This is a genomic window from Microcystis sp. LE19-41.2A (assembly GCF_027530405.1).
In the GTDB taxonomy this organism is placed as follows: Bacteria; Cyanobacteriota; Cyanobacteriia; order Cyanobacteriales; family Microcystaceae; genus Microcystis; species Microcystis aeruginosa.
Window position 1 is genome coordinate 1 of record NZ_JAPZQJ010000213.1, and the last position, 12,069, is coordinate 12,069.

A 12,069-nucleotide genomic window follows, 5' to 3' on the forward strand; every position below is an offset into this window, starting at 1 on the left:
GGGTGTGGGGTGTGGGGTTTTACCCATTTTCATCGGGTAAATTACCTAATTTTCAGGGAAAAAGTCCAGGGATTTTCCCCCCGACCACTCCCATATCTGGTACTTTTTGATTGACAAAAAGTCTAAAAGTCTTACCCAACAAGGTTTTTAGATTTATTCAGCAAGCCCTAACTAGGGTCTGCTGAAAAAGTTTGTTGGTGGGGGCAGGGTGTGGCCCCCCAACCCCCCCGACATCGGGGGGGCAGGTGGGGTGTAGGGTTTTACCGATTTTGAGGTAGTCAGTTACCTAATTTTCAGGGAAAAAGTACCTGAATTTTCCCCCGATCCCCGCAATGGCTGGCACTTTTTGAGGGGAAAAAAGTCCAAAAGTCTTATCCAACAAGGTTTTTAGATTTATTCAGCAGACCCTAATTAACGAGTAATTTAGATAGTCAACAGCTTAGATATAGCAATTCCCATAGTTGTGAGGTACAGAGTCTTAGGTTTTGAGGAGTCAGTAGCCGGTCGTCAGGAGTCAGGAGTCAGGATTCAGGAGTCAGGATTCGGGATTCAGGAGTTAAGATTTTGGTGTACCTCATGAGATTGGGAAACGCTATAATCGCTTTAAAAGTCAGATAGAGGAATAATTCCACAGGCTTGAATTTTGCTTAAAACGAGGTGAAGTTGCCACAATAACCAATTGCCAACTCTCCAGAAAGCCAGGGAATTTTGATTGTCAGAAGCTTCCGCAGATGGGTAACAAAGATTTTCTTCAAAAATCAACCAATGAACGGGTAAATGACCGAGGGGAGAATTCGGCTCTAATTCAAAGTTTAGTTGCTCATAATTGAGCCATTGACCTTCCTTCCGCCAACCTAGGCGATCGCCAAGTTTCTTTTGGGTTTCATAATCCACTAAACCACCGAGACTAGAGAAAATGGCTTGCTGAATACTAAAACCGAAATGACCATTACTATAATGAAGCCAAAGTTGATCAATTTTTTTCAGATCCGAACAAGGTAATTGAGCAATATCTTGAGGATAAACCTCATTCCAGTAGGTCTTACGCAAGATTTTCAATAGTAGCTTGGTTGTTTGGCGATCGGCCGCTTGCCACTGTTGCTTTCTTAGCAAATCTTGTAATTGATTATAATCAATATCAGCCGATTCTTGAGTTAAGATATTTGGGGAAGTCTGGGAATTTTTAGAAGTAGAAGATTTGTGAATATTGTTTTGAGTGAATTGAGAGACAACTATTGCTAGGGGAGTTTTGGGGATAGTGTCTTTTTGACAAGCCTCTTGTTCTGCTAAATGATCAGATAATTTATTGATGGTTTTTTCTAGGGAAATAAATTGTTCTGACCATTCACTTTCATTGAATAAGTAATCATTAAATTGATCAGAGGAAAAAGCCTCTTTTAACCTTGCTTCTTTCTCGTAACCAGTCGCCAGAAAATTTAGCAAAAACTCAGAATTTATGGCTGAATCTGACGTTTCTAAGAGAGCAGGCTGAGGTGGAAAAATATTATCTACCAAATACTTAATTTCTCCAACTGTTGCATAAAATTCTTCATCCACCTTAATCACTTCTTCTATTAATAATTGAAAAGGAGCAAAATAGTCCTGTAAGTAGTTTTCAAAATTAATCGCATTTTGGGCAAGATCCGCAATTTCTTGGCGAACTCGTTGAGATTTGAGTTGATAATGATTTAATTCCTCATAAATTTTGAGTTCTTGAATAATTGCTTGCACAATTTTTTTCTGCTTTTGAGTATCCTCGGCTAATTTCTGAACTCCTTCCCCTAGTAATTTAGTTTTTCTCAACATCAAAAAAGATGTTTTTCCCAGTAGCAAAATTGCCCGAAAATTTTCCTGTTTTTCCAGCTTGAGTTGATTGAGAATATTTTGATTATTATTATTTTTAATTTCTAACTTTATTCTCTCGTAGTCTAAGATTTTCAATTCTTGATATTTTTGGGAAAATAAAATTTTGAGATTGTCACTGAGTTGGAGTAAAAAACGATAATATCCGTCTTGATAGATTTCTAGTCCATTAATTAATAAATTATAGTCTTTAATTAATAACTGAGTCTCAATCAAGATTTCTTGTTGAGTAATTTTTTCTTTTCGTTTAATAATCTTACCAAAATAGTAATGGTAGCGAACTCCTTCTTGAATTAATTTCCGACGTTCTTTGATGATTTTCTGAAAATTTTTTAAGTATCTATTTTTAAAAACAGGAAGTTGATAGCTTTGCTCATAAATGGCAATTTTTTTATAGGTCATCAGATGTTGAGAGTTCCTATTTAGCATAGCTATCTTAGACCAAAAAATTCCTCAATACTTAGCAATAATCATCCGCTGCCCCCAGCTATTGCAAGAGGGAGCAACACCTAATTAAACATTTTCAACTTCAACAACAACTGGTTCATTTTCAACAACTGGTTCATTTTCAACAACCGGTTCATTTTCAATAACTGGTTCATTTTCAATAACAACTGTTTGAGGACTTTCAGGAGTTGGCTCAGTTACCGTTTCTTGCTGCTTTACTGTCTGTTCTTGATGGTCAGTCAAGTGTTTTTTGGTTTTTAATTTCAGGTCATCAGTCAGAGGTAAAGCATCAATTTCAGCCAAAAGTGTTTCCAGGGATTCTTTTTTACTTCGCTCAGTGTAAAAAGCATTCAGAACCGCTTCAATTCCGTACTGAGCAATCGCATCTCCTAGCACAGTAACCAACCCCATCGCTCCAATACCCAGAAAAACTACAAAGGGTTGTCCGAGGGTCAGAATTAGCACGATGACAGCAATAATAGCCGAAGCTAAATAAGTACCTGCCACTTTTTTGATAATGTTATCGAGTTCCATAAAAATCACCTCAAATTTCTAGCGAAGGATTAGTTTAATTCTAAAGCAAGGTTAATCTGTCTGTTGATCGTCGTCAAGTAAAGCTTGAAGAAAAGGTTCAAGACTTTTGGGACGATAATCTGAAAAAGCCTTTAATCGTTTTACCACACTGTGATGAACAGTGACAACTTTTGTATTGAAATATCGCCATTGCTCACCTCCTAAGGACGACAATCCTTTAACAGTATTATCAAACTTGATGGTCGGGTCTAGTTTAATTTGGAATTCCTCAGATTCAGAGGTGGTTGAGTCAAACTCTAATCCCAATTTTTTGGCTTGATTAATCATCCATTGTAACGGGTAATCGGAAATTCCTTGATATTCTTTTTTGCCACCACCTAGACAGGTATGTTCACCCACAAATAAAACTTCTTTGACAACTTGTTCGGGATTTTCTGGATTGGCTTTGATCGGAGTGGAAGGGAAGTTTTTACGTTTTTCATCAATGGCAACAGCATGAAAAGCATTCTGGATAATCGGACTTAATTTTGTATTACTAAATTCATATTTTTTATGATAAAACTTAGCCAGGGGAAACCAAGGAGTTAAATCAGGAATACCAAAATTGCCAACTGTATCCCAACAACCTAACATCTTGACTGGAATACGATCTTGAAAATCTTCCTTTTCTGTCTCAATTTTTTTAGCATTAGCGGCACGGAATTGTTGAGCTTTGGCACTATCGGAACTAACGGTGTGGTCTCGATAGAGTTGATAAGCCAGGGGAATTTCTTTAATCTTAGAGCGTTTTAGGATTCCACATTTATCGATAAAACTAGCCAAACAACGAACGATATATGCGCCTCGACTAAAACCTAACAAATAAATTTCATCCTCGGTTGTGGGATTGTAGTTAAGGACAAGAAAACGATAGGCATCTTGAATCATTCGATCAAGGCCCCAGCCAAAAGTTTCATTCCCTAAACTTTTAATAAATTCGTTATCTTCGGGGGTGCCAGAACCTGACAAAAAGACGATTTGGGGGGTTTGATCCTCGGCAATATACTTAATAGATTCGGCGAATTTAACCACATTGGTGGGGTAAGCACTGGCAGAGTCTTCCCAAGAACCATCACAACAAATAATTAACCGTTTTTTCTGGTTTGAATAAGTGAGGATATCTGGTTGAGAAATTGCTGTTTCACTAATCTCCTCAATTTCATTGCTGGCAAGAGCAGCTTCTGCAGCAATTATAATTGATTCTGGATTCTCTTCCCGGGAAGGTTCTTGATTTTCGGATGGAGCATCCTGTTCAATCACTTCTTCTTCTTCAAGGGAGTTAAAAATTTCGTTGACCATTGTTATCCTTTTCGCACTCCTTCTAGCTTTACTGCTAGTCTGAGTTTTTGATTTAGGGATCGAGGTCGGTTTGGAGGGAAGACTATCTAGTTGCCAGGTTGTCCCATAAAGAATACCATGATTGCTATAACTTGTTTGATCCTCGGCACTGCCATTGAGTGATAAATAAGTAACTAAGCCAAGATCATCAACTAAGGGAGATTGATACATCGCTTTTTGGATTTCTTCTTGGCTACGCGCTTGATTCCAAACAGAAAGTTCTGCAAGACAACCTTGCCAATAATGAGAGAGATTAACAGAGGCTCCCAAGATGATTTTTTCAATCCCCGTTAAGGCACGGTTATGACCGTTGCCACGATGCCAAATGATCCCATTACGATAGATCAACATTCGGCCTGTGGTCGCATTTTTGACAAAGGCCCAATGAGTCCAATCACTATAATCCTTAAGCTTGACTTTTTTTTCAATTCGATCGAAACCTTCTTCATTTCCCGCATCCCAAAAAATCGCAGGTTTCACGGGATCGCCCCAAGGCAGGGTAATATGTAGAACCCGGTTATTTTCCCGATTAACAGCTTCTAAGAGAGTCGTTTCTGTAGCTAAATTATTTTCCCCTTTTGCCCAAAATGTAATGGTAATACTCTGATCGATGTCAAGAAATCCGTGGGATAGATCAATATGATCATCGATGCCATTAAATTTTAGTACAGAGCGTTGTTCAGCCATTGGTTTTGTCATCGACCGGGGGAGAAAGGGGTAATCAGGGGTTCAGGGACTCTGACTAATAAGAGATTGATTTATCTGTCATGATTTCCCAGAATGCTACCGCCTAGCTTAACACATTTTAGTTATCTAGCGATATATATATAAATAAATGTGTAAGTAGATGGGCGTAAAAAACTCTAAGATCCCCCCGCCTGTCGGCACCCCCCTTATTAAGGGGGGCAGGGGGGATCGAGTGCAAAACCTATCTTCTATTTAATTGCAAACAGCTACTTAGGAGTCAACGACTAATATTCCAGAGCCGGCACTTGCTGTGGCGAGAAACTCAGAGGAGTTGACCCCAATCCCTATCGCCATCAATAGGATTTGGAGGGATGCTCATGGCTGATTGACATCCCTCCCTGGGCCGGTTAACAGCAAACCCTAGGTACTTATTGTAACTCTGACCAAATTCCGCGGCAGCGCTCTACAATTAGTCCCTGAAAAATTAATTGGGTTGCGGGATGAATCTCTACTTTATACAGAGCAAAAAGACCTGTTGGACTATTTAGATTTAACTCCCTTCGCGTTAGAGATAAGGCTTTTGTTCGGTGCATTTCCACCGCTTTTAGTAAGCCTGGATAACTAACATTACGCAGGGACAATTGACCATTTTTTGTGAGATAAATGGCATCATTTTGCAAGAGATATTCCAAACTGATCAAACTAGCGTGGACATCCACATCTTTTTCTAAACCCCCTAAACGGTGAGCATCTAAACCAAAGCGAATGCAGAAATTAACAGCGACTAATTTTCCCGCTTCTTCGGCAGGTAAAGCACAATCGGCAAATTCAAAGCCTAAACTATCTGAGCGCCACTCCTCGACTCCGGCATAGGTATAGTTTTGAAACAGTTTATTTTTGAGTTTTAAGTCAAATCCCAACCCACTAGCATGACCCGCTTCATGGAATTGGGTATCGAGATGGCGATAGCGTTCACCATTAATTTGATCCTCTAGGGGTCTTAATAGCAAATCGGCCGTTTCTGGCTCAAAAATTTTTCGGATACATTCGTAGCTAGAACCGGAAAAGCGTCGTTTTTGCTCACTGGCATTATTTAAAGCTGGTCCTTGAACACTATTGGGAAAAGTCCACCTATGGGGAACGATAAAAGCCTCCCCCTTTTCACCTTTAACCGTGCCACAACTAGCAATTTCAGTAAAGGATAAATTTCTGGGAATCGGTTGTCTTAGACTGCCAAATTTTTCACGAGTCAAGCTTTCTAGTTGTTCGATAGAAGGTTGACTATTTTGGTGAATTTTTCCGTAAATTGCACTCAACGTGAGTTGTCGTTCTCCCTGACGATTGATGCGATAGGGAGCAATCATCAGAAAATAACCATTTTTACCGATAAAATTCAGATTAATGAAATCTTCTGATAAAATGCTCCAGTCGTTGGTTTCTAAAGCCGCTGCTGTTTTCCAGAGCCACTGAGCCGGAACTTCACAGCTATCTGCTTCCTGTTGACGGAGTTTTTTCGCCGCGATTGCAATTTTATTTTGCTCGATATCTTGGACGATTTCTTGGAACAACTGTTGTTGATTAACCAGGGTTTGATTCATTTTTTGGGTAGCTAAGTTGGTGTAATAGTTTAACGTTGTTTTTTGACCCGTCTCTCATCGGCTAAACTCTTAGCCATTTTAAGATTTTAGGGTCTTTGTCATAGCGATAGGTCAGTCCATCTTTCCCCGTAATTGATTTTCCCTGACTGGCTTTGCTTCTGATGCTACTAAGGGAATAGTCGCTTAATTCCTTCATTTGTGCATGGGAAAGTCCCTCTTCGACTTCTGTTAAGATTGTTGTCGTTGGCGATTCGGGGGGGGGTTCCCCGGCAGAATTGATTTTAGGATTGACCTCGGTTTCCTGATTCGGTAAATCTTCGAGCCTAGTTTGAGAATTATCGACAGAAATATTAATAATTTCTTTCACTTTTTGTCGGCGATATTCCTCCACTGTAAGCAGTTGCCAATGGGAATTACTAGAGAGTTCTAAAACCCATTGATGATAGTTAAAGAGACTTTCCCGATGTCCGACACTAATAAAAGTTGTGTGAGTTTTCTGCAATTGCCGATATAAATTTTCCTCATTGTTTAAGTCCAAAGCACTTGTGGCTTCATCGAGGATAGTAAAACTGGGACGGGTAATTAATACCCTAGCAAAAGCCAAACGTTGTTGTTCTCCCAGGGACAAAATGTTTTCCCAAGGCTCTTCTGTATCAAAGCTATTGACTCGATTTAGTAAATTTTGGAGATTGACTTCTTGCAAAACTTCCCTTAATTTTATCTCATTGGTTTCTTGATTGCGATTGGGATAGAGTAACTGTTCTCGCAAGGTTCCTAATATTATATAGGGACGTTGGGGCAGAAACAATACTTCTTCTAGGGGGGGACGCACTAATCGGCCGGTTCCGGCATTCCATAAACCAGCAATTGCGCGTAGCAAGGAACTTTTCCCCCGACCACTCGGACCGACAATTAATAAACCTTGTCCTGGCTGAACAGAAAGGGAGAGGTTTTCGACAATTACCTGTTCATAATCGGGGGTTTGCAAGGTGACATCTTCAAAGGAAAATTGGTTTTCTTCGATGGTTTTAATCGTGCTTAAATTTTCCGGTTGTTTAATGACTTCTTCTAAGGCTTGGGAAAATTGCGATAGACGTTCAACATAACTGCTAAATTGTGCCGAAGTGCCAAATTCACTAATTAATTCCGCCAGCGCCGTAGCAAACAAATTAGCCGCTAAACAGGCTTGCCCGACCTGTCCGAAACTAATGCCCTCACTATTGATATACAAAGGACCCAAAATGACAAAAGTAAATACTTGAATTGCCGCCTGATAGCCCCGACTAAAAATTTCTGTGCCTCTCTCCCAATCAATTTTACGTTTAGCGCTGTCTAAGAGTTTATTAAATCGCCGCTGAATAATATTTAATTCCTGATTTTCTCCCTCAAAGAAAGCGATTGACTCCGCATGATTACGAATGTGGGTTAGAGCATAATTGTAGTTAGCCTTAAGTTCTAATTCTTCTTGAGTAATTTTATTTAAAGCTTGGTTAAAATAGATAGCAATGACGTTACCGAGAATTGTCCAAACGACTAAGATAATGGCTACAGAGGAAGAAATTGACCAGAGAATCACTAAAAAAGTGATCATATCTAGGACATTTTCTAGGGCAACGGCAAAAAAGGAGAGAGCTTTACTGGTAATCGGCTCAATTTCCTGGGATAAACGCTGATCTGGGTTGTCGATATCGGATTTAAAATTAATTCTGTAATAGGCGCGATTATGCAAATATTTGTTGAGAATCCAGTCATTGAGCCAAGCATACCAATCTAGGGCGATTCTTTTTCTGAGAAATTTAAGCAAGCCAACTAAAAGGGTGACAAAGAGCAGTCCAACCGCAAAAACTACCAAAGTTCTGACAAATTTATCAAAATCATTTTTTTCAAGGATGACATCAACTAAGTAATTACTAACAAAGCTATTGAAGGCATTTAATCCCACAACTCCTAGGATTGCCCCGATTAGTAGGATGAGCATTGCCCAAGCTTTCATCACATCAGAAAAAGCCCTTCCCCCCGATTCAGTAGGATACCAATAGGGAGCAGCGATCAGCTTGACACTGTGCCAAAATTTGCTGACATCGGAGATAATATTAGTCGTCGATCGATCTTGAGGGACTTTGGCGGACATATAGCATTTATATTTGAGTTGTGGACATTTTGCTGGAATGATTTTAGATTTTGGCTGGATTGGCGGAGTAGAAGGCAATTGGCGAAAATATAAAGCTCCCCGACAATTTTAAGGTTATTGTGCTTGAGTTGTGGTGACATGATCCCGTCGCTTTATCTGTCAGCATAGAGTGATGGCTTTCTCAGACCCCCTGCTACTGCTTTTTTAACCCTCGTTATCTTACTACAAGTAACCATTGTTTTGATAGCTAAAGCTAGTGAGCGCTTCTCAGACTACCACATATTACCGAATTTTGTTGACCATGACAAATTTTCTTTTCTATGATAGGATTTCAGGATACAGGGTTCAAAGTAATGAGGTGCGCCGATTTTCTTCCCCGTTTACTGTTCCCTCAAAGCGATAACAGACCTCGCGACATCATGGTGAAAAATGTTCGATATATGTTACATTTTGTCCTCGGCTTCCTTGCGCCCCTACAGTGGGGGGCAAATTCGGTTTCTGTAGGGGCATAAAGCATACGCCTTCCCCTAGATAACCTTTTTTTATCATCACAAATGCGGGAGAGTCATGAGTAGAAATATGAAAACAATTTACCCACTTTCACCGGGACAAGAAGCAATGTGGTTAATCTGCCAAATTGCTCCGGAGAGCGTTGCTTATAATATATTTATTACTGCAAAAATTCATGCTTATTTAAACATTGCTGTGGTCAATCGTGTCTGGCAAAAAATTATTGAAAAGCACCCAATTCTGAGAACCACCTATACCAGTTATGAAGGCAAACCGGTACAGCAGGTTAACCAGCAAGAGAATTTTAAGGTTGAGGTAATAGATGCCAGCGACTGGAGCGAAGACCAATTAGTAGAAAAAATCTATGCTATTGCTGACCGCCCTTTTAACTTAGAAAAAGATTCAGTTTTGCGGGTGAATTTATTTACTCGTTCAGCAGCAGAACACATTCTCTTACTGACAATGCACCACATTGCTGGTGATATGTGGTCTTATGATTTACTGCTGAGTGAATTTCAAGCTTTATATCCCGGGGAAGTGGAGCAAGTTAGTCAACAGCAGACAGAAGCAGCCCCAGATTCTTTAAATGAAAATAAAACCTATGCAAATTTTCTCCAATGGCAAGCAGCAATGCTATCGGGTACTAGGGGAGAAAAACTGTGGCAATATTGGCAACAACAATTAGCTGGCGAATTGCCAATTTTGCATCTGCTTCCCGACAAACCCCGCCCCCCAGTAAAGACCTATCAAGGAGCCTCATACATTGCCAAGCTAGATGAACAGTTAACTGAAAAACTCAGGTATCTAGCTTCAGCATCGAACACCAGTCTTTATCAGATTCTGCTCACAGCATTTTACGTCCAACTTTACCGCTACACTAATCAAACAGATATTCTTATAGGTAGTCCGATGAGAGGTCGGACGGCTAAAGAATTTAAAGAGATTGTTGGCTACTTTTCCAACCTGACCGTTTTAAGAGTTTCTGTTCAGGAGAATGCCACATTTACAGAACTTCTGGCTCAAGTTGGCAAAATAGTTAGACAAGCCCAAAAGCATCAAGATTACCCATTTTCTTGGTTAGCAGATAAACTCCAGCCACAAAGAGATACTAGCCGTTCGCCTTTATGTCAAGTCAGTTTTGCTTGGCAAGCACAAACTTGGTGTGAGGCTAAAAATAATTCCTTGCATCTGCAAAAATCAGTGTTACCAATGGAGCCATATTTGTTAGGACAAAGAGGCGGACACTTGGATTTGAGTTTAATGGTAAGGGAAGCGAAAGGGGAGATTGAGCCGTGTTGGCAATACAATACTGATTTATTTGAAGCTGTTACTATTGAGCGTATGGCCAAGCATTTTGTCAGATTGCTCAACTCCATTGTGCTTAATCCACAGCAGCCCATTTTCCAATTATCAATGCTCACAGAAGTTGAGCAGCGGCAGTTACTTTTTGACTGGAATAATACTCAGGCTGACTATCCATTAGATAAGTGTATTCATCAATTGTTTGAGGAACAGGTGGAACGGACTCCTAATGCTGTTGCAGTAGTATTTGAAGGTCAACAATTAACCTATAATGAGTTAAATTGTCGAGCTAATCAGTTAGCCCATTATTTGCGGAAATTAGGCGTAAAAGCTGATACTTTAGTCGGTATTTCCCTTGAGCGTTCCTTAGAGATGATGGTCGGATTATTGGGGATATTAAAAGCGGGTGGTGCTTATGTACCTCTTGATCCTGAGTATCCTAAAGAGCGAATTGAATATATCTTGTCTCATTCTGATGCCAAATTTTTGATTACCTCTAGTCAAATTTTAGAGTCCTTCCCCAATCATCGAGCGCAAGTTATTTGTTTAGACACTGATAAGTCAGATATTGCTCAAGAAAATCAGAACAATCCAAAAAGTCAGGTTGGTGCGGAGCATTTGTGTTATGTCATCTTTACCTCTGGTTCAACTGGTAAACCTAAAGGGGTACAAATTTGCCATCAATCCCTGGTGAATTTTATCCATTCCATGAAATCAGAACCAGGATTAACCGCTCAAGATTGCTTAGTTGCGGTTACTACGATTAGTTTTGATATTCATACTTTGGAAATCTATCTTCCTTTAGTGGTGGGGGCAAAGCTGATTTTAGCTAGTTCTCAGATTGCCTCAGATGGTTTAGGATTAGCCGAACTAATTGCGACTCATCAAGCCACAGTGATGCAGGCCACACCAGCAACTTGGCGTATTCTATTAAGCCCAGATTGGCAGGGGAACCCTAAATTAAAGGCGATTTGTGGCGGAGAAGCATTGCCACGAGAATTGGCGGATAGTTTGTTGGCAAAAGTGGGTTCTCTTTGGAATATATATGGACCGACTGAAACAACCGTTTGGTCAACCACTTATGAAGTTAAACGAGATCGTCCTAACCCCCGACTAGATACCCCCGAACCTATTGGTCGTCCTATTGCTAACACCCAAGTTTATATCCTAGACTCATCCTTGCAACCTGTGCCAATTGGTGTGCCGGGAGAACTTTATATTGGTGGGGATGGTGTGGCTAGAGGCTATTTCCAGCAACCTGACTTGACGGCTGAACGGTTTTTGAGCAATCCTTTTTTACCGAATTCACCCCTCTATAAAACAGGAGATTTAGCTCGTTATCTATCAGATGGTAATATCGAATACTTAGGACGCATTGATAACCAGGTTAAAATTCGCGGCTTCCGCATTGAATTGGGGGAAATTGAAACCGTTCTTAGTCAGCACACTGCGGTCAAAACGGCTGTTGTGATTGCCCGGGAAGATGAGACAAATCAGAAACGTTTAGTCGCCTATATTATTCCCAAAATAGAGATTATTTCCACTCCAAAAGAGCAAAATTCACTTAATGTTACTGAACTGCGGCAATTCCTGAAAGCCAAGTTACCAGAGTATATGATT

Annotated in this window: 6 protein-coding genes; 1 reads left to right on the forward strand and 5 read right to left on the reverse strand. The window is 40.1% G+C overall.

What is annotated here, in order from left to right:
• Positions 1–603: 603 nt before the first annotated feature.
• The 5 genes from O9290_RS09340 to O9290_RS09360 all read right to left on the reverse strand — a co-directional run bounded on the left by O9290_RS09340 (position 604) and on the right by O9290_RS09360 (position 8,637).
• Positions 604–2,265, reverse strand: a complete 1,662-nt coding sequence (locus O9290_RS09340) for a GUN4 domain-containing protein (RefSeq protein ID WP_288059760.1) — start codon at positions 2,263–2,265, stop codon at positions 604–606.
• A gap of 111 nt (positions 2,266–2,376) precedes the next feature.
• Positions 2,377–2,844, reverse strand: coding sequence for a hypothetical protein (locus O9290_RS09345; RefSeq protein WP_288059762.1), 468 nt, complete (start codon positions 2,842–2,844; stop codon positions 2,377–2,379).
• Between the two features lie 51 nt (positions 2,845–2,895).
• On the reverse strand, positions 2,896–4,908 hold the full coding sequence (locus O9290_RS09350) for a phospholipase effector Tle1 domain-containing protein (RefSeq protein ID WP_288059764.1): 2,013 nt from the start codon (positions 4,906–4,908) through the stop codon (positions 2,896–2,898).
• 428 nt (positions 4,909–5,336) lie between these two features.
• Positions 5,337–6,506: a DUF6014 family protein gene (locus O9290_RS09355; RefSeq protein ID WP_190722317.1), complete on the reverse strand. Its 1,170-nt coding sequence runs from the start codon at positions 6,504–6,506 to the stop codon at positions 5,337–5,339.
• Between the two features lie 61 nt (positions 6,507–6,567).
• Positions 6,568–8,637: an ABC transporter ATP-binding protein/permease gene (locus O9290_RS09360; protein WP_288026432.1), complete on the reverse strand. Its 2,070-nt coding sequence runs from the start codon at positions 8,635–8,637 to the stop codon at positions 6,568–6,570.
• Between the two features lie 579 nt (positions 8,638–9,216).
• Between O9290_RS09360 and O9290_RS09365 the strand changes: the two genes are divergently transcribed.
• Positions 9,217–12,069, forward strand: a 2,853-nt coding sequence (locus tag O9290_RS09365; protein ID WP_288059766.1) for a non-ribosomal peptide synthetase, incomplete at its 3' end; no start/stop codon positions are given.

Coding starts and splice junctions, on each gene's coding strand:
- O9290_RS09355 (WP_190722317.1), bottom strand. CDS start 6,506: ATGAATCAAACCCTGGTTAATCAACAACAGTTGTTCCAAGAAATCGTC.
- O9290_RS09350 (WP_288059764.1), bottom strand. CDS start 4,908: ATGGCTGAACAACGCTCTGTACTAAAATTTAATGGCATCGATGATCAT.
- O9290_RS09345 (WP_288059762.1), bottom strand. CDS start 2,844: ATGGAACTCGATAACATTATCAAAAAAGTGGCAGGTACTTATTTAGCT.
- O9290_RS09340 (WP_288059760.1), bottom strand. CDS start 2,265: ATGACCTATAAAAAAATTGCCATTTATGAGCAAAGCTATCAACTTCCT.
- O9290_RS09360 (WP_288026432.1), bottom strand. CDS start 8,637: ATGTCCGCCAAAGTCCCTCAAGATCGATCGACGACTAATATTATCTCC.